Annotated in this window: 14 protein-coding genes; 7 read left to right on the forward strand and 7 right to left on the reverse strand. The window is 57.2% G+C overall.

The window, feature by feature from the left end; all coding sequences use genetic code 11:
• Both E0E37_RS02200 and E0E37_RS02205 read left to right on the forward strand, forming a co-directional pair.
• On the forward strand, positions 1 to 1,287 hold a 1,287-nt coding region (locus E0E37_RS02200; RefSeq protein WP_130861410.1), incomplete at its 5' end, for a 4-hydroxyphenylacetate 3-hydroxylase family protein.
• 374 nt (positions 1,288 to 1,661) lie between these two features.
• Positions 1,662 to 2,423, forward strand: coding sequence for an enoyl-CoA hydratase/isomerase family protein (locus tag E0E37_RS02205; protein WP_130861343.1), 762 nt, complete (start codon positions 1,662 to 1,664; stop codon positions 2,421 to 2,423).
• Positions 2,424 to 3,381: 958 nt separating this feature from the next.
• On the opposite strand, the gene E0E37_RS02210 is transcribed toward E0E37_RS02205, so the two are convergent.
• Complete coding sequence (locus E0E37_RS02210) at positions 3,382 to 4,722, reverse strand: DUF3810 domain-containing protein (protein WP_408608640.1); 1,341 nt, start codon at positions 4,720 to 4,722, stop codon at positions 3,382 to 3,384.
• A gap of 916 nt (positions 4,723 to 5,638) precedes the next feature.
• On the opposite strand from E0E37_RS02210, the gene secA reads away from it, so the two are divergent.
• The 5 genes from secA (at position 5,639) to E0E37_RS02235 (ending at position 13,899) form a co-directional block, all read left to right on the forward strand.
• Positions 5,639 to 8,392 carry a preprotein translocase subunit SecA gene (gene secA / locus E0E37_RS02215; RefSeq protein ID WP_130861345.1) on the forward strand — a complete coding sequence of 918 codons (2,754 nt, stop codon included), beginning with the start codon at positions 5,639 to 5,641 and terminating at the stop codon, positions 8,390 to 8,392.
• An 80-nt stretch (positions 8,393 to 8,472) separates the two neighbouring features.
• A protein-coding gene (gene prfB, locus E0E37_RS02220) for a peptide chain release factor 2 (RefSeq protein ID WP_207302907.1) occupies positions 8,473 to 9,586 on the forward strand; the annotation gives its coding sequence in 2 pieces (ribosomal slippage) (positions 8,473 to 8,547 and positions 8,549 to 9,586; 1,113 coding nt in all).
• Positions 9,576 to 10,685, forward strand: coding sequence for a sporulation integral membrane protein YtvI (gene ytvI, locus E0E37_RS02225; protein WP_130861346.1), 1,110 nt, complete (start codon positions 9,576 to 9,578; stop codon positions 10,683 to 10,685). The genes prfB and ytvI overlap by 11 nt, the downstream gene beginning before the upstream one ends.
• 140 nt (positions 10,686 to 10,825) lie before the next feature.
• Positions 10,826 to 13,141, forward strand: a complete 2,316-nt coding sequence (locus tag E0E37_RS02230; RefSeq protein ID WP_130861347.1) for a Tex family protein — start codon at positions 10,826 to 10,828, stop codon at positions 13,139 to 13,141.
• Between the two features lie 92 nt (positions 13,142 to 13,233).
• The gene (locus tag E0E37_RS02235) at positions 13,234 to 13,899 is read left to right on the forward strand and encodes an HAD-IA family hydrolase (RefSeq protein WP_130861348.1); all 666 of its coding nucleotides are present in this window, start codon (positions 13,234 to 13,236) and stop codon (positions 13,897 to 13,899) included.
• A gap of 186 nt (positions 13,900 to 14,085) precedes the next feature.
• Here the strand turns inward: E0E37_RS02235 and E0E37_RS02240 are convergent, their stop codons facing one another.
• From E0E37_RS02240 to thiM, 6 genes are all read right to left on the reverse strand, one after another.
• Complete coding sequence (locus E0E37_RS02240; protein ID WP_130861349.1) at positions 14,086 to 15,474, reverse strand: MATE family efflux transporter; 1,389 nt, start codon at positions 15,472 to 15,474, stop codon at positions 14,086 to 14,088.
• 169 nt (positions 15,475 to 15,643) lie between these two features.
• Complete coding sequence (locus tag E0E37_RS02245) at positions 15,644 to 16,444, reverse strand: MerR family DNA-binding transcriptional regulator (RefSeq protein WP_130861350.1); 801 nt, start codon at positions 16,442 to 16,444, stop codon at positions 15,644 to 15,646.
• Positions 16,445 to 16,461: 17 nt separating this feature from the next.
• Complete coding sequence (locus tag E0E37_RS02250; RefSeq protein WP_130861351.1) at positions 16,462 to 16,926, reverse strand: RrF2 family transcriptional regulator; 465 nt, start codon at positions 16,924 to 16,926, stop codon at positions 16,462 to 16,464.
• Between the two features lie 131 nt (positions 16,927 to 17,057).
• Complete coding sequence (gene thiD, locus E0E37_RS02255; RefSeq protein WP_130861352.1) at positions 17,058 to 17,864, reverse strand: bifunctional hydroxymethylpyrimidine kinase/phosphomethylpyrimidine kinase; 807 nt, start codon at positions 17,862 to 17,864, stop codon at positions 17,058 to 17,060.
• Between the two features lie 3 nt (positions 17,865 to 17,867).
• Complete coding sequence (gene thiE / locus E0E37_RS02260; protein WP_130861353.1) at positions 17,868 to 18,575, reverse strand: thiamine phosphate synthase; 708 nt, start codon at positions 18,573 to 18,575, stop codon at positions 17,868 to 17,870.
• Positions 18,562 to 19,383 carry a hydroxyethylthiazole kinase gene (gene thiM, locus E0E37_RS02265; protein WP_130861354.1) on the reverse strand — a complete coding sequence of 274 codons (822 nt, stop codon included), beginning with the start codon at positions 19,381 to 19,383 and terminating at the stop codon, positions 18,562 to 18,564. The genes thiE and thiM overlap by 14 nt, the downstream gene beginning before the upstream one ends.
• Positions 19,384 to 19,455 lie beyond the last annotated feature (72 nt).

Here is a 19,455-nt window from a genome sequence, read left to right on the forward strand (position 1 = left end):
CTGACGGGAAAGAAGATCAACCGCTTCGGCCATCTCCACCAGAGCACCGAAGACCTGAAGAATAAAGTCAAGATGCAGAGACTGCTGGGACAGAAGACCGCTTCCTGCTTCCAGAGATGCGTGGGCATGGACGCCTTCAACGCCGTCTTCTCCACCACCTTTGAGACCGATGAGAAATGCGGCACCAACTACCATGAGAACTTCAAGAAATTCCTCACCATGGTCCAGGATGAGGATCTGACAGTGGACGGAGCCATGACCGACCCCAAGGGAGACCGGAGCAAGTCCCCCAGCCAGCAGGCGGACGCGGATCTGTTCGTGCACATCGTGGAGAGACGGGAGGACGGCATCGTAGTCAGCGGGGCCAAGTGCCATCAGACAGGCTCCATCAACTCCCACTGGCATCTGTTCATGCCCACCATCGCCATGGGAGAGGCGGACAAAGACTATGCGGTATCCTTCGCCTGTCCGTCGGATGCGGACGGGATCTACATGATCTACGGCCGTCAGTCCTGCGACACCAGGAAGCTGGAAGAGGGAGCGGACGTGGACCTGGGCAACAAACAGTTCGGAGGCCAGGAAGCGCTGGTGGTGCTGGACAACGTGTTCATCCCCAACGAGTACGTGTTCCTGGCGGGCGAATATGAGTTTGCGGGAATGATGGTGGAGCGGTTTGCGGGATACCACAGACAGAGCTACGGAGGATGCAAGGTAGGAGTCGGCGACGTGGTGATCGGAGCGGCGGCTTTGGCGGCGGAGTACAACGGAGCGGAGAAGGCGTCCCACGTGAAGGATAAGCTGATCGAGATGACGCACTTAAACGAGACGCTGTACGCCTGCGGGATCGCGTGTTCGTCGGAGGGATTCCAGACGAAGGCGGGGAACTACCAGATCGACCTGCTGCTGGCGAACGTGTGCAAGCAGAACGTAACGCGTTTTCCGTATGAGATCGTGAGACTGGCGGAGGACATCGCAGGAGGTCTGATGGTGACGATGCCGTCGGAGAAGGACTTCAAGTCGGACGTTGTGGTGGGAAAGAAAGGCGAGACCATCGGAGAGGTGTGCAATAAGTTCTATGTGGCCCGCGAAGGAGTGAAGACGGAAGATAGGATGAGAGTACTGCGGTTCCTGGAGAACATCTGTCTGGGGAGCTCGGCGGTGGGATACCGTACAGAGTCCATGCATGGAGCGGGATCGCCGCAGGCGCAGCGGATCATGATCGCAAGACAGGGCAACATCAACGGAAAGAAGCAGCTGGCTAAGGACATCGCCGGCATTAAGGAATAGAACCGGAGTCAGGAGACGGACCGCCGGGCCGCTGAGCTGCCGGGCCGCGTCAAAACAGCGTTGCTGGCGGCTCGAACAGAGGCGCCTGAAACGGCGCCGGCTGGCTGGAGCGGTGTTGGAACAGCGTCGGCGGGCCGGGCAGAAGCAGCCGGCGAAGTATGCCGGAAATATGAGATTCAGAGGAGCTGAAGCACTGCCGCCCGGGGATTTGGGGCTGGATAAGTAAGAATTGAGAGATAATAGAAATGAGACGGGATTCTGGCGAATTTCGTCGAAAATAGGGATGGCAGTGCTTCTGATTCTATAGAAAGATCGGAGCAGAGACGCCGGCCTTGGCGGCCGGTCTCTCCGTTTCGCAGGGAGAGGTAAGTAAGATGATTCAATATAAAGAACACGAGGGCGTAGGCGTCATGCAGATCGACCGTCCGGAGGCGCTGAACGCGCTGAGCCGGGAGATCGTGGACGAGATGGATGCGCTGCTGGACAAGCTGGCGGAAAGCAAAACACTGCGCGTATTGATCGTGGGTGGGACAGAACATTTTGCAGCAGGAGCGGATATAAAAGGCATGGTGGACTGCGATCCCCAGGGCGCAAGGGCCTTCGGATTCAGCCCCACCTACAATAAGCTTGCTGCGCTGGCAGTACCCACGATAGCGGCCATGGGCGGTTATGCGCTGGGGGGCGGGCTTGAGCTGGCTCTGTGCTGTGATCTGCGGATCGCGACGGATTCAGCGAAGCTGGGACTGCCGGAGACGAATCTGGGAATTATGCCCGGCGCCGGCGGCAACGTCAGACTGCCCCGTCTGGTCGGCGAGGCGAAAGCGCTGGAGCTGATTCTCTTTGGGAAACAGATCGGCGCTCAGGAGGCGCTGGACATGGGACTGGTCAATACGGTAGTCCCTCAGGCAGAGCTGATGGAAACAGCGATGAAGTGGGCGGAAAAGCTGGCGAAAAGAGCGCCGGTAGCTCTTCGGACCGCAAAACGAACCGTCAAAAAAGCGCTGTCCTGCCCGACGGCAGAGGAAGGCATCGACTTTGAAACGGAAGAATGGTGCGGACTTTTCACCACGGCGGACCAGAAAGAAGGCATGCGCGCCTTCATCGAAAAAAGGAAGCCGGCTTTCACGGGAAAATGAGAGAATGACATTTTGGTATAGCGATAAGCGGTATGCGATTTTCCATATCGCTGTATCACTATATGATCTGTAACCATATAACATTGCGTTACTCTTCTCCAGCTTTCCGTCGGCGGAGACATACGCGCTGAAAGGATCGGATCCTATCTGCGCGCTCTGGCGGCGTAAGGCCAGACACTACACATACATTACGGAAAAAGGATACGCGCCGGAGACAATACCGGTGACGTATCCTTTTTCTTTTTCATTCTCTTTTCTGTCCTGTCCTTCCTCTCCGGCCTTCGGCTCGTCCTATAAAATGTCCGCAATATGTCCACAAAATATCCGCAAAAACGGGGTGCCGGGGGTGAATTGCCTTGATGCATTGGCGCATCAGCGCGCGGTTTGCTTCTTTCCGCCAGTGTCAAGCTTCCCGGGGCTGGTCGGGGCTTCCCGGGGCTGGTGTGCAGAGACGGCAGATATGCGAAAACGCAAAAAAATCTCCCGTTTCACCCAAAATACCTTCGAAAACCCGTTAAAATGGTAATGTTTTGAAGCAAAATAGGCGATAACGCATTTTTTTATCTTTTTTCGCCTATATTTCAGCTCGTATTCGGTGATAATTAAATATTTTTTGCGTATTCGCATATTTCGCACCGTTGACCGCCTGGCGGACGGTTATTCACGTCCAAAACCTGCGCCCGGCCGCCGGCCGTAACCCATGCCGTCCGCTCACGTTCAACAGTCCAGTACTAACGCCGCGCCGGCCCACGTCCACCATCAGTTAACAACGCCGCTGCCACGTCCGTCGGCTAACGCCTGTCAGTCCAAGACCACGCCTGTCAGCCCAGGGCCGGCGCTGGGCGTTCGCGCCGTCAGTCCAACCCTTGCGGCTGCTTCCAGCCTAGGGTGAACACAGTGATCACCGGTTTTCTGGAAGAAGGGCGAAGCCGCTTTTGTGGTATGCGGGGAAAGAAGATCAGATCCCCTCCGCGCCGATCTTATAGTAGGCCAGCAGGAGATCCACCATGCGGCCGTAGCTTTTGGCCCCGTCGCTCTGGGCGTTGGCGCGCAGATAGCTGTCGTTGGCGGCTCTGGCCGTCTGAGAGATGGCGCCGCGGACGCCTTTGCGGAACTGCTGCCAGTAAGTCTGGTTAGCCTGCAGATCCGCCAGCGCCTGGGCGGGTACCGTGCGCAGAACGGCCTGATATTCCTCGGGCGTTACGTTTTGGTACAGAGCGTTCAGACTGTAGGACAGCGCGTTCAGCGCGCCGCTGTACCGCAGCTGAGGACTGTCAGCGCCCAGGCAAGCCAGATAGGAGATGAATCCGGCCTCGTTTTCCTTGATGAAACCTTTCACGTGAGCCAATTCGTGGCAGATCGTATATGGGATGACGTAAGGCGTTACATCCCGGTTGTAATTCGCCTCCGTGGTGTAGGGGGAGAATATCCCGGTCAGGCTTACGGTAGACATGGCGCGGGAAAAGAAGATGGGCTTGGGATTGGGATAAAATCCGGACAGGGATGGATAGGTGGCGCCCAACTTTTCCATGGCGGCTCTGGCTTCCCGCCGGACGTCGATGTTGTCCAGCAGAAGCGTTCCATCCTGACTGAAATGCAGGGGGGCCCCGGCCGGAAGGGAGTTGGCTGAGATTGAACCGGCCAGAGCGGAGCCGGACGAAACTGAACCGGCCGAGACGGAGTTGGCCAGAGCGGAGTCGGTCGAAAGTGAACCGGCCAGAGCGGAACCGGTCGAAAGCGAACCGGCCGAGACGGCGTTCGATCCGCTCTGTGCGGAGGTAGCGCCGCCTGTTTTGGGATGGATCATTTTGTCGCGCAGAGAAGCGGAAGACTCATCCGATCCTGGGGCGTCCTGCGCCGATTCGCTTTGCGCCAGCTGTCCGGCGGAGCCCCGTTCGTATCCCGACTCTTCGATGACCGCGTACAGATCGTCGATGAGAAGGCCGCACAGCTCTTTGAGCTCCTCGTCGGATGCGGGATAGACGGCCAGGCCGATCTCCTCTGAAAAATCCATCCGTCCGTAGTTTAGAAAACAGGTCAGCGTCTGGGTCAGAAACATTGCGGAGATTACGCACAGGACGACGGGAACCGCCCGGCCAGTTATACGCAGAAGGATCCGGCGTCCGCCGCGCCGCCACAGGGCAAAGACGGCGAACAGCAAAAATCCTCCGGTCAGGAGTATGGCCAGACAGATCAGCGCTTCAAACAGGGAAAAGGGCAGAGGGGACAGGATCCGTCCCAGCGTGCCGGGAAGCAGCGGGTAGACATAGCGGTTGTAGGCCGGCCCAAAGCCGTCCACGTGACGGCCAAGAAAGATCAGCAGAAGGGAGAGCACAAAAAATGCGCCAGCCATTACAAACTGCCTGCGGTGTGTAAAAAGCCAGCCTTTCAGCCGACGGGCAAAGGGCGTTTTGCAGGTATTTTTTTTATCGGATACCAGGGCTGATCCAGAGACCGGACTTTCACGAAATCCTGATTCGGGTCCGGCGAATTCTTCAGTTGCTGCTGCTGTCTCTGGGCCTGTATCAGCTGCAGCGTCTAATTTTTCGGTCGGTCCAGGTACTGATTTTTCGGTCGGTCCAGGTACTGTTTTTTTCAGTCGATCCGCGCCTGGTTCCCGCTGTTTCTTAAGTTTCACAGCCTGCTTCCCTCCCTCCGCCGCTCACTAATATTTCCGCCCGGTCTTCATCCGGGCGGGCGTCCCTACAATTGTACCACAAAAACTGACTGGACGGAATAAGGTGGCTGCTGGAAATCAGGGCGCGTCAGCGGACCATTATCTGGCGGCAAGAGCGGCGGTCGCTCTGACTCTGCAAGACGGGACGTCGCAGCGTATCATCGATACGTTTTGCTTTCTGAATTGAGGGGTTGCGGCCCCATCACAAATAAACCGTCGAAATAACACGAAATCTTTACAAAAAGGGCGAAAGCCCTTTTTGCTTTTCAAGGAATGACATGGTATAATATAATGTCTCAGTATATATCAGAGGATAAGTCTGCCGGGGGCCATGCCTTCGGCGGCCGGACCGGCAAAGGAAAACAGGCCGGAAAAAGAAAACAGAACAGTAGAAACAGAACAGTAGAGAAGAAGACCCGCAGCGGAGCGGCAGAAAAGAGATCCGCGGCGCCGGCCGGCGCCGCGGCACTGCCGGCGGCGTTTTTCGCGGAGTGTGCAAGACGCCGGCGGGAGCAATAGAAAGAAGGGACAATTTACCATGGGACTAATGGAAAAGATCTTTGGCGATCTGAACGCCAAGGAAGTAAAGAAAGTAGAGAAGATCGTCGATAAGATCGAGGTGCTGGACGAACAGATGCAGGCGCTCTCCGATGAGGAGCTGCGGGGGATGACCGTCAAATTCAGGGAACGCCTGAAGGACGGCGAGACGCTGGACGATATCCTGCCGGAAGCCTTCGCGGTATGCCGGGAAGCGGCGTATCGGAGCCTGGGAATGAAACATTTCCGGGTCCAGCTCATCGGCGGCGTGGTCCTGCATCAGGGCCGGATCGCCGAGATGAAGACCGGTGAAGGAAAGACTCTGGTGGCCACGCTGCCGGTCTATCTGAACGCGTTGGAGGGAAAAGGCGTCCACGTGGTCACGGTCAACGATTATCTGGCCAAGCGGGACATGGAGTGGATGGGCAAGCTCTACACCTTCCTGGGCCTGACTGTGGGCTGCGTGGTCCACGGGATCACCACCGAGGCCAGAAAGGCGGCCTATCAGGCGGATATCACATACGGAACCAACAATGAGTTCGGTTTCGATTATCTGCGGGACAATATGGTCATCTACAGGGAAGCGCTGATGCAGCGCGAACTGAACTTTGCCATCGTGGACGAGGTGGACTCCATCCTGGTGGACGAGGCCAGAACGCCGCTGATCATTTCCGGTCAGGGGGAGAAATCCACCGATCTTTACCGGATCGCCAACGACTTCGTGCGGACCTTCAGGCTGGACGAGGATTTTACTATGGACGAGAAGGACAAAACCGTGTCCATCACCGAGGAAGGCGTGGCCAAGTGCGAGAAGTTCTTCGGCATTGAAAACTTCTCCGATCCGGAAAATATGGAGATCAACCATCACGTGCACATCGCGCTGAAGGCGCACAACCTGATGAAGCGAGATGTGGATTATATCGAAAAGGACGGCGAGATCGTCATCGTAGACGAATTCACCGGCCGTCTGATGTTTGGACGCCGGTACAGCGACGGGCTGCATCAGGCCATCGAGGCCAAGGAAGGCATCGAAGTGCGTCAGGAATCCAAGACGTTGGCCACCATCACCCTGCAGAATTACTTCCGTATGTATCAGAAGCTGGCCGGTATGACCGGTACGGCCAAGACGGAGGAACAGGAATTCAGAGATATCTACAACATGGATGTGGTTGTCATTCCCACCAACAAGCCCATCGCCAGGATCGATATGGACGATTCGGTCTACGGTACGGAGCACGGTAAGTTCCTGGCTATCGTCAATCAGATCGAGGAGCGCCACGCCACGGGCCAGCCGATTCTGGTGGGCACGATCTCCATCGAAAAATCCGAGGCCATCAGCGAACTGCTGAAGAAGAAAGGCATCAAACACAATGTGCTGAACGCCAAGCAGCATGAGCGCGAGGCGGAGATCATCGCCGAGGCGGGCCGTCTGAACACCGTCACCATCGCCACCAACATGGCGGGCCGTGGTACGGATATTATTCTGGGCGGCAACCCGGAGTTCGAAGCGCGTAAGGAAATGAAGAAGATGGGCTACAGCGATACGGCCATCTCCTACGCCTCCAGCTTTATTCCTCTGGATGAGCCGGATCTGATCGAGGCGCGGGCCAAGTTCGGCGAACTGCTGGCCAGGTTCAAAGAAGAACGGGCGGAAGAGCAGGAGAAGGTGAGAGAAGCAGGGGGACTGCACATTATCGGTACGGAGCGGCACGAGTCCAGGCGTATCGATAATCAGCTGCGGGGCCGTGCCGGACGTCAGGGCGACCCCGGTTCCACGCAGTTCTTTATCTCGCTGGAAGACGAACTCATGCGTCTCTTCGGCGGCGAACGCATTCAGGGCCTGGTGGGCAAGCTGGGCGTGGCGGAGGACGAACCCATCGAGGCGGGCATGCTGACCCGTTCGATCGAGAGCGCGCAGAAGAAGGTGGAAGGCAGAAACTTCTCCATTCGTAAATACGTTCTGCAGTACGACGACGTCATGAACAAGCAGAGAGAAGTGATCTACGGCGAGCGCCGCAGGGTGCTGTACGGGGAAAACCTCCGGGATCACGTCCTTTCCATGGTGCGGGAGATCGTGGAGGAAAATGCTGATTACTGCTCTCACACCTCCAAGTTTGCCGAAGAATGGGACCTGGAGGATTACAATCAGAAAATGCAGCGGTACTGCGGCCGCTTTGAAGGCGTAAAATATGGCGAAGACAGCCTGCACGATCTGACGAAGGATACGCTGATCGAGGATACGATGGAGCGCTTTGAAAAGCTGTACGAGGAGAAGGAGCAGGAGATCGGCGAAGAGAGAATGCGGGAGCTGGAGCGCATGATCCTGCTGAGAGTGGTGGATACCAAGTGGATGGATCACATCGACGCCATGGATCAGCTCAAGTCCGGCATCGGCCTGCGGGCTCTGGGTCAGGAGGATCCGGCCAGAGCCTACGCAAACGAAGGCTTCGATATGTTTGAACTGATGATCAAGGCCATCAAGGACGATACGATCAAGTTCTGCTTTAACGTCACCATTCAGACTACTACGGAGAGAAAGCAGGTCATCGGCCAGGGTCAGGGCGTGAAGCAGGAAGCGGACGGCACTATGACGGACGAAGAGGGCCGGCCCCTGCCGAAGGAGACCAAGGTGCCGGAGCGTCAGGGCAAGCAGATGCCCGTTCACAAGGAACCGACCGTGGGCAGAAACGATCCCTGTCCCTGCGGCAGCGGCAAGAAATATAAAAAGTGCTGCGGCGCGCATCTGGAAGATTAGCCTATCGCCGGCTGGTTTTTAAAGCTGGTTTATAAATAAGCAGATTTCAATACGGAAAGCAAAAAGGAGGCCCGATCGATATGGTAGAACTGGACCAGGTAAAATTTGAACTTCCCGCGGCGGCGGAGATGCTTGCGAAACTCGGAGAGTCTCTTTGACGTCGCCGGTATTGAGAATAAACTTGAGGACATGAACGTAAAAGTGGAAGTGGAAGGCTTCTGGGACAACGTGGAGCAGGCGCAGAAGCTGCTCAAGGAAAAAAAGGGCCTGGAAAACAAGCTGGAACACTTCCGCAGTCTGCAGCAGGAGCTGTCCGATATCGAACTTCTCATAGATATGGCCGAGGAGGAGGACGACGCAGCGGCGGCTGGGGACATTAAAAAGAGTTTTGAGGCGTTTAAGGAGGAGGCGGAGGCCCTTCGTCTGATCACGCTTTTGAACGAGGAATACGACGGGAACAACGCTATCGTTTCCATCCATCCCGGCTCCGGCGGACTGGATGCACAGGACTGGGCGGAAATGCTGCTGCGCATGTACACCAGATGGGCAGAGAAAAAGGGCTACCGCGTAAGGATCCTGGACTTCCAGAGGGATACGGAAGGCGGGATCAAGAGCGCCACGCTGCTGGTGGAGGGAGAAAACGCCTACGGTTATCTGAAGACGGAAAAAGGAGTTCACCGGCTGGTGCGCATCTCTCCCTTCGATACGGCAAAAAAGCGGCACACGTCCTTCGCGTCGCTGGATGTGACGCCGGAACTGGACGACGCCGTGGAAGTGGAGATCAATCCGGAGGACCTGCGGATCGATACCTACCGTTCCAGCGGGGCCGGCGGACAGCACGTCAACAAGACGGATTCGGCGATCCGGATCACCCATCTTCCCACCAACATCGTCGTGTCCTGTCAGAATGAACGCTCCCAGCATCAAAACAAGGAGTACGCCATGCGCATGCTGGCGGCCAAACTCTACGAGCTGGCAAAGCAGGAGCATAAAGATAAGATCGATGAGTTGAAGGGCGACTTTGGACAGATCACCTGGGGGAACCAGATCCGCTCCTACGTCTTCCATCCTTACACCATGGTGAAGGATCACCGCACCGGTGCAGAGGTGGGGAACGTACAGGCGGTCATGGACGGCGATCTGGACTATTTCATCAACGCCAGTCTTGATGCGAGAAAGAAAAATGGATATTGAGAAGAGAAAACGCTTTTTGATCAACGCGGCGTACTGCGCGACAGTCGCCGCGATCGTGTATATTGTGTTTCGCTACGCCCTGTTCTGGCTCATGCCGTTTGTGGTGGGCTTCGGCGTGGCTTTCGTGCTGAAGCCGGTCATCAACGGGATAGCGGCCGCGACACACATTAAGAGAAAGCCGGTGGCGGCCGTCACCGTGCTTTTGTTTTACGCCACCATCGGCGTGGGGATCGCCTACGCCGTTTTCATGCTGGCGGCGAATATTAAGGAGTGGATCCTCCAGCTGCCGGAGTTTTACGATCAGACGCTGGAGCCGGCGCTGCTGGCCCTGGTGGGAGAGGCGGAAAAGCAGCTCTCCCTGCTGGACCCGGTGTGGATCGATCAGCTCCAGAACCTGGCCGTCGACGCCATCGGGCAGATGGCGCAGCTTATAACGGGCTTTTCCAGGGGGACGGTGGGCGTCCTCTCGGGGGCCGCATCTTCAGTGCCGGTCTTTTTTGTGTCGGTGCTGTTTTCTATTATCTCGTCGTTTTTCTTTGCTATGGATTATTACCGCATCACCACATTTATCGTGGCGCAGTTCGACGAGAAAAAGCAGAGCATCATATTCGATATTAAAGACTATGTGGTAGGCACAGTGTTCAAAATGATCTGTTCCTATGCCACGATCATGTTCATCACTTTTGTGGAGCTTTACATAGGATTCAGCATTTTGGGCGTTGACGGAGCGCTGAGCAAGGCGGCGGTCATCGCGCTGGTGGATATTCTGCCGGTGCTGGGCACAGGCGGCGTGGTCATACCATGGATCATCATCGAATTTATTACGGGAGATATGGGCATGGCGGCGGGGCTGGTCTGCGTCTATCTGTTCGTCACTGTCGTGCGCAACATCATCGAACCCAAGATCGTGGGAAACCAGGTGGGTCTGCCGCCGCTGGTCATGCTGCTGTGCCTGTTCGTGGGCGTCAAGCTCTTTGGGGCGCTGGGGATCGTCATTATGCCGTTCATGGCGATCGTGATCAAAAATTTGAACGACAGTGGAAAAATACACGTATTCAACAGTCCGCGGCAGCAGACGGGAGAAGGCGGGGCTGCGTGACGGCGCGGTCTGCAGAACTGAAAAGTGAGCCGCCGGTCCGCCGGACAAAGGGCGGCCGGGGCGTGGCGGCGCGGCCGCCGCGGCTGAAAGATACCGGGACGTAAACGCACGAAAGGTTTCAGGAAAAGGAGAACGTACGTATGACAATGATCGCAGAAAAACTGGCGCAGGAATTTCATCTGAAGGTGTCCCAGGTGGAGGCAACCATCGCTTTGATAGACGAGGGCAACACCATCCCTTTTATCGCCCGGTACAGAAAAGAAATGACCGGAGGTCTGACGGACGTGGTGCTCCGCGATCTGGACGAGAGGCTCACGTACCTGCGCAATCTGGACGAGCGCAAAGAAGAGGTCATCCGTCTGATCGAGGAACAGGGGAAGATGACGGAGGAACTGGAGGCGGAGATCCGCAAGGCGGAGGTCCTGCAGAGAGTTGAGGATCTGTATAAGCCCTTCAAACAGAAGAAGTCTACGCGGGCGTCCAAGGCCAGGGAGAAGGGGCTGGCGCCGCTGGCGGACCTCATGCTGCGGCAGGAGCTGACGGCCGGAACAGCCGAGGAAGCGGCAGCGCCTTACATAGACGCGGAAAAAGGCGTGGCGGACGCCGGGGAGGCGCTGCAGGGCGCCATGGATATCGTGGCGGAGATCATTGCCGACGATCCCGATTATAACGGCTGGCTGCGGAACGCCACCTTTGAAAAGGGCATGATCGAAACTGAGGCTGTGGACCCGCAGGAGAGCACGGTGTACGATATGTACTACGACCGCTCCGAGCCTCTGGCTTCCATTCCCAACCACAGAGTCCTGGCCATCAACCGGGGCGAGAAAGAAAAGAAGCTGAAAGTCAAGGTCAAGACGCCGGTGGAGAGCATCCACGGCTGGCTGACGGAGCAGGTGGTCAAAAACGAGAAGAGCATTTTCACCGAGCTTTTGCGGGAGACCGTCGAGGACGCGTACAAGAGGCTCATGGCCCCGTCCGTGGAGCGTGAGATGCGCAGTCAGCTCACAGAACGGGCGGAGACGGAAGCGGTGAAGGTATTTGCCAAGAATACGGAAAAGCTGCTCATGACGCCGCCGGTGAAGGGGGCCAGAGTGCTGTCCATCGACCCGGGTTTTCGGACAGGCTGCAAGGTGGCCATGCTGGATGATACGGGAAAACTGCTGGCTTACGGAACGATCTACCCCACAGAACCGAAAAAGGATATCGCGGGAGCGAAAAAAACGCTGACCGCCATGATCAGGAAGTTTAAGGCCAACGTCATCGTCATCGGAAACGGCACCGCTTCCAGAGAAACGGAGAGTTTCGTGGCGGAACTTATCCGGGAACTGGCGGAACAGGGCGTGACCGACGATCTGCACTATACCATCGTCAGCGAGGCAGGGGCCTCGGTGTATTCCGCCTCCAAGGTAGCTACGGAGGAATACCCTGATCTTGACGTGACCACCAGAGGCGCCATGTCCATCGGCAGGCGTCTTCAGGATCCGCTTGCTGAGTTTGTAAAGATCGAGCCCCGCCACATCGGCGTGGGCCAATACCAGCACGATATCAATCAGGGGCTGCTCTCCGGAGCGCTGACCAACGTGGTGGAGGACTGTGTAAACCGCGTGGGAGTGGATCTCAACACCGCCTCGCCGTCGCTGCTTTCCTACATCGCGGGGATCAACGCCGGCATCGCCAAAAACATCGTGGCATACCGGGAAGAGCACGGGCGTTTTACCAACCGCAGAGAGCTGCTCAAGGTGGCCAAGCTGGGAGAAAAGACCTTCAACCAGTGCGCCGGATTTCTGCGGATATCCGACGGCACAAATCCTCTGGACGCCACTTCCGTGCATCCTGAGTCCTACGCCGCCGCGGAGCAGATGCTGGAGAAGCTGGGCATCGACAAGGCGGAGATCACAGGCGGCGGAGCCAAGCAGATCGACGAGCGCATTCTGGAAAGATATCCGGCGCAGGAAAAGGGCGCGGGGGCGAAGAACGCGAAGAAACAGGATACTTCCAGAGGTCAGGGACTCACTGGTCTGGCGGCGCTGGCCGTGCTGAAGGAAAAGAAACCGGAGAAGAAGGACAGCCGTCAGCGGCTGAAAAAGAGCATTGAGCAGATGGCCGGAGATATCGGGATCGGCGTCCCCACCCTGTCCGACATCGTGCAGGAGATCAAGAAGCCGGCCAGAGACCCCCGTGAAGGCATGCCGCCGGTGGTATTCCGCAGCGACGTGCTTTCCATCGAGGACCTGAAAGAGGGCATGGAGATGACGGGGACCGTGCGCAATGTGGTGGACTTCGGAGCATTCGTGGACATCGGCGTCAAGAACGACGGGCTGGTCCATATTTCTCAGATCAGCAATAAATACGTCAAGCATCCCATGGACGTGGTGGGAGTGGGCGACACGGTAAAGGTCAGGATCCTCAGCGTCGACTACGAGAAGCAGAAGGTCTCGCTGACCATGAAGCTGTGACCGGTCTGCTCCGGCCCGGCGGGAGACCGTCGGAACGCCGGCGGTGGATCCGGGCGGAACGGACAGAACAACTGGAACTTAAAGAGGTAAAGATGAAGAACATAAAAGCAGTTTTATTTGACTACGATGGAACGCTGATGGATACCAACAATATCATCATAGAATCCTGGCAGCACACCTTTCGGACAGTGAAGGGCGTTGAGAAGCCGGAGGCGGAGCTGTACTGCACTTTCGGGGAGATCCTGCACGACACTATGGAACGCTTTTTTCCCGATGAGGATGTGGAAAAATGCGTGGACATTTACCGCAGCTATCAGGTGGACTGCTATGAAAAGCTGATCGAACTGTTTCCGGGGATGCAGGAGACCGTCCGCCAGCTGAAGAAACGCGGTGTAAAGACGGCTATCGTAACGTCGCGTCTGCTTCGCACCACCATGCAGGGAGTGGACAAATACGGACTGGCAGACTGCTTTGATACCATCGTCACCTGCGACGACACGGAAAAGCACAAACCGGACCCGGATCCCGCGCTGTTAGCTATCCGCCGTCTGGGGATCCAGCCGGAAGAAGCGCTGATGGTGGGGGACACGGTGTACGATATCGTCTGCGGCAACCGCGCGGGCGCGAAGACGGCGCTGGTGAGCTGGAGCGCTGCCTGCGGAGAAGCCAGGGCGCTGTGCGGGGAGGAAAAGCCTGATTTTATCATAGATCGGGCGGAGGAACTGCTGGAGCTGGCGGGGGATAACTGTTGTGAATGATCGTCGGTGAAGCCGGCGGACGAATGGTAGTTCCGGCTTTTTAAAGAGAGACGAAGAGGGCGGCCCGGAAGTCGTGAAATGACTTCCAGGCCGCCCTCCTTTTTTTAAGATTACTCTGATGCGGCGGCTGATATTTCCCCATGTTTCAAAAAAGTTTACCTTGTGAAAGTAAGCCCGCAGGGCGAATTATGTTTCCAAAGGAAACTTTTTTACTATATCCCCGCTGTTGGCGCTGCAGGCCGGTTCGCCGTCCTCGGGCAGTATGCCGCTCTTATATCTCAGATAGAAGAAGACGGCGAAGAACAGGGTCAGAAATTCAGCCACGGGAATCGCCAGCCAGGTGCCGGGCTCGCCGATGGCCATGGGCAGAAGCAGCATGGCAGCGGCAGAGAAGACGAGACACCGCAGCGTGGAAATGATGGCCGCGATCGTGCCGTTTCCCACTGCCGTGAACAGGGCCGCCATAAACACGTTGACTCCCGCGAACAGGTAGCACAGTGAGAACAGCCGGTTTCCGGCCTCCGCGATCTGAATGACCGTGGCGTCTGTGGAGAAAATGCGGATCAGCAGCGGGCCGGCGGCGAAGGAGACCGCGAAGATCAGCAGCGACATCCACAGAAGGCTGATGTAGGAATGGCGCAGTACCAGACGGCTCCTCCAGGTATTCTTCGCGCCGTAGCTGTAGCTGATGATCGGGGCCGCTCCCGCGGAAAGCCCCATGTATACGGCGATAAAGAAGTAGTAGAGGAACATGATGATGGACACGGCCGCCACGCCCAGCTCTCCTTCGTATTTCAGGATCATGATATTGAACAGAAACGTGACCACGCCGGTGGACAGCTCCGTCAGCAGCTGGGAACTCCCGTTGATGCAGGACTTGCCCAGGTATACGAAATCCGCCTTCGGTTTTGTAAATCTCAGCACCGAACGCCGGGACATGAAATACCAAAGCCCCATGGCGCCGGAGATGGCGATGGACGCAAAGGTCCCCAGGGCAGCTCCCAGAATTCCCATCTTCATCGGAACGATGAACAGGAAGTCCAGAACGATATTCAGGATCAGTCCGGCTGTGGACATGACAAAGGCCAGATTAGGATTGCCGTCCACGCGGGCAAAATATTCGAAAAACAGTTTCAGCATCATGGGCAGCGTCATCAGGACCGTCACAAATCCGTAGGGTATGGTATAGGGCATGAGCACGTCTGTGGAGCCCAGCATACGCAGAATGGGCTGCAGGAAGACGAGACTGATCACGGTCAGGATCAGAGCGATCACCGTGAGCGCCGCCACTGTAAAGGTGAACAGGCTGTCTGCTTCCTCTTTTTTTCTCTCGCCCATCTTCATGGACACATAAGCCCCTGCGCCCGAGGACAGCATGAGGGCGATACCGTACACCACGCAGGTGAAGGGCACGATGATATTGATGGAAGCCAGCGCCTCCGGCCCAACAAAACGGGATACGAAAAATCCGTCGATGGTGGTGTAGAACGAGATGGCGATCATACTCATGATCGACGGGAAGATAAACCGCAGAAATTGCGGATAGGTTTGTCGTTGTGTAAATACAGTTTCCATAATAAAATACCTCCTGTGCTTTGGACATATGCCTCTATCAGGATCATATGTGAAAGAAACGGGTGAGGCGCATCCGGATGCTCCCTTAAGTTTCTACTCCTTTAGCATAAACCCTATAGTAACTATAAGGTCAAGAGGTTTTTCAAATATTTGTGAAATAGTTGAGAAATTATTCTTCTGCGGACAGCAGGGCGTAGATCCGGTAATATTCCTGAGCCGGCTCGGCCCCGTAGTAGACGATGCTCTGGCGGCCGTAGATCTGTCCGGTCAGAGGCAGGCGCTGTTCCCGGGCGTATTCCAGCAGAGGGGTCAGCATCTGACGGGCGTCATGCTTGTAGCGGACGACGGTGAACAGACAGCGGGGCGCGGATTCCTCCACCAGACCGGTGCTGACAAATTCAAAGGGCAGATTCTTGGCCACGCTTTTATCCAGAGAGATGTAGCGGTGGAGCTCAGGGTCTTCTCCCTCGGAAAAATCACAGAAGAAAGAAAAGGTCAGAAAGAACGCCAGATCCTGCTCTGTCCGGGCGTCTCTGCGGAAGGTGGCGAGCATCTTCGCATAGTCGTCATAGGAGGTCTTGCGCCGCAGCGCCACAGGCATGGGGCGAATGTCGAAGCGGCCCAGATACTCGATAGACTCCCGATGCATCTGCTCCCAGTTTTCCAGTTTGGTCAGAGAGTCGGTGAGACGTTCGATCTTGGCGTGGATCTCCTGCTTTTTTTCGCTGATCAGGTCAGACACTTCGTCTACTTCCATACCGCCGAAGATGGACTGAATGTCTTTGATGGGGATACCGATGTCGCGGTAAAACAGAAGATCGGTGAGAAGAAACAGATCTTCGAAATCGTATTCGCGGTAGCCGTTTTCTCTGTTTTTTTTCGGGGAGAGAAAGCCCGCCTGTTCATAATACCGCAGAGTTTCCGTCGAGATGCCGAAGAGCTTTGCGACTTTGCCTATGCTGAGAGTCATGGCGTATCCCTTCCTATTTATATAAAGAACATGTAACCGCTCTCCGCCTGTTCCTGTTCCGCCTGTCTGACCAGATCTGCAAGAGAGACGGAGGAGAGAGCGCCGCGTACCGCATCGTCCAGCGGGGTGAACACCGCTTTTTTCATGGCCCGGTCCAGATCCGGAGAAGAGGCTTGTACCGTATGTTCCGTTTCCTCAAAGAGAGAGCGGTCGATGGCGGAGAGGATATCCATAGCCGACATCTTTTCGGGCTGACGGGCGAGATAATAACCGCCCTGGGAGCCTTTGACGGATGTGACCAGACCGGCTCTCCGGAGCAGGGAAAAGGTTTGTTCGAGATAGATCTTCGAGATGCCCAGCCGCTCTGAGATGCGGACCAGGGTCACGGCCTCGCAGCCGGGGGCGTCGGGGCCCTTTGGCTGCAGCCGGGCCATATAGGCGAGAGCCGCCAGCGCGTAGCGGGCCTTTGCGGATAATTTCATAATGCTGTCCTTCTTTTTCGCTTAGTGTGCCCGGTCTGGCCGAAATAACGGCGCAGAATACATGCCGGAAGCAGGGCGGACCGCCGCTTTCGGCATGTGTTCAGGACAGTTACTATTGTAATGGAGGGAACTCAAATAGTCAAACGGGAAAGAAAGGGCTGCAGAGCGTACATGTGATTCAGCGGTCCGGCGCCTTTTCCCAGGTCCAGTCCGTCGGCGATAGCGCCGGACAGATAGGATTTCGCACGCTTTACGCTCTCCTCCCTGCCCAGTCCGGCCGCCAGGCCGCAGGCGATGGCGGAGGAAAGCGTGCAGCCGGTACCGTGCGTGTTGGGATTGGCGATGCGGGCTGAGCGATACCAGGTGATGCGGCCCCGGTCCATGAGCAGATCTGCCGCGTCGCCGCTCAGATGGCCGCCTTTGACCAGCACGGCGCAGCCAAAACGTTTGCACAGGCAGGCCGCAGCCGCGGCCATATCGTCTTCTCCGGAGATGGGAAAGCCGCAGAGGGATTCCGTCTCCGGTATGTTGGGCGTGAGGAGATCCGCCAGGTGAAACAGCCGGGAGACCGCTTCAGAGAGGGCCTCGTCGGAGAGAAGACGGTTTCCGCTGGTGGAGATCATCACCGGATCGATGACGATATTGACGGGCCGGTACTGTTCCAGCTTTTCCGCAGTGACAGACACGGCTGCGGCAGAGCCCAGCATGCCGATCTTCACGGCGTCGGGGAAAATATCCGCAAATACGCTGTCCAGCTGTGCGGCCAGGAAATCCGCCGGCGTCTCACATATGCCTGACACGCCGGCGGTGTTCTGAGCGGTGAGCGCGGTCACCGCGCTCATGGCGTACATGCCGTGCACGGTGATGGTCTTGATATCTGCCTGGATGCCGGCCCCTCCGCTGGGGTCGGAACCGGCGATGGTAAGAACTGTTTTCATTTTTCAGCCTCCCTGCCGGGCAGTCTTCTGTCCTCCGCGCTGGTCCGGCGGCGTGCAAAACGGCGCGGATCCGCCCGCGATGGCTTCCGCCAGCTGCCGAAGCCGCCGGCACTCCCCCTCGATGTCCTCCGCGCTGAAGATAGCTGAGACAAGCGCCACGCCGTCCGCGCCGCAGCCGGAGAGACGGTCCATATTCTCCGCACAGATGCCGCCGATGGCGCACACGGGGATGGAGACGGAGCTGCAGATGGCCTTCAGTGTGTCCGTGGATACGGCCAGCGCGTCAGCTTTGGTGGAGGTGGGAAACATGGTGCCCACTCCCAGATAGTCGGCGCCGTTTCGCTGTGCCAGAACGGCCTGCTCGACGGTCTGGACGGACACGCCCAGGATCATTCCGGCGCCGGTGAGCCCGCGGACGTCCGCGGCCCCCATATCATGCTGGCCCACGTGGACCCCGTCGGCCCCGCACCGCAGGGCCACGTCGACGTTGTCGTTGACGATAAAGGGGACGCCGTACTTTCGGCACAGCGCTTTCACAGATCGAGCCTCCGCCAGAAAATCTTCCGCCGGGAGATCCTTCTCCCGCAGCTGTACGCAGGTCACGCCGCCCCGCAGCGCTTCTTCCACCTGCTGGAGCAGCGTTCTTCCGCCTGTGGTCCAGGCCCGGTCCGTAACGGCGTAAAGCAGCAGGGAACTTCTATCGCACTTCATAGACGGCCTCCCGTTCCAGCACGCTGCCGCTCAGCTGGCAGATCTCGTCGATAATATAGTTGCGGTAAGTGGCGTTCCCGTCCCTTTCAGTGAGCCGGGCGTGGGCGCGTTGGCCGCAGAGACCCATGGCGCAGACCGCGGCCGCCGCCGCTTCCAGAGGACAGTCCGGGTTTGCGGTCAGATAGGCCGCCGTCATGGCGGAAAGCATACAGCCTGTGCCCGTGATCCTGCTCATCATGGGGTGTCCGCCGCGGATCACGTAGGCTTTATCGGCGGAGGCTACGATGTCGATGGCCCCGGTGACGGCGATGACGGCCCCTGCAGCGGCGGCAAATTTTTTCACAAAATCCACGGCGGCGTCCAGCGTCTCCTCGGTGACGGCGTCCGCCACATCTGCATCCACGCCCTTGGTATCGCCGGATCCCAGAGCCAGCGCTTTGATCTCGGACATATTGCCGCGGATGGCCGTGAAGCGGATCTGGGACATCAGTTCCCGGGCGGTCCTGGTGCGCAGATCGGAGGCGCCGGCGCCCACGGGGTCCAGAACCACGGGATGGCCGCACTCGTTGGCTTTTTTGCCGGCGGCGAACATGGATGGGATGGTGCGCTGATTCAGCGTGCCGATATTGATGTTGAGACCGCCGCAGATCGAGGTGATATCCGCCGCCTCGCTGACGTCGTCGGCCATAATGGGAGAGCCGCCGCAGGCCAGCAGCGTGTTGGCGCAGTCGTTGACCGTGACGTAGTTGGTGATATTGTGCACAAGGGGACAGCTTTTTCTGACGTTTTCCAATTTATCTTTCAACATGTTTTTTACTCCTGCTGTTATCTGATGGTCCTTTGAATGTATCGTGTATTTTTGATCTCTGTTTTCTAGATC

The sequence above is a fragment of the Bacilliculturomica massiliensis genome (assembly GCF_900605495.1).
GTDB classification, from domain to species: Bacteria; Bacillota; Clostridia; order Peptostreptococcales; family Anaerovoracaceae; genus Bacilliculturomica; species Bacilliculturomica massiliensis.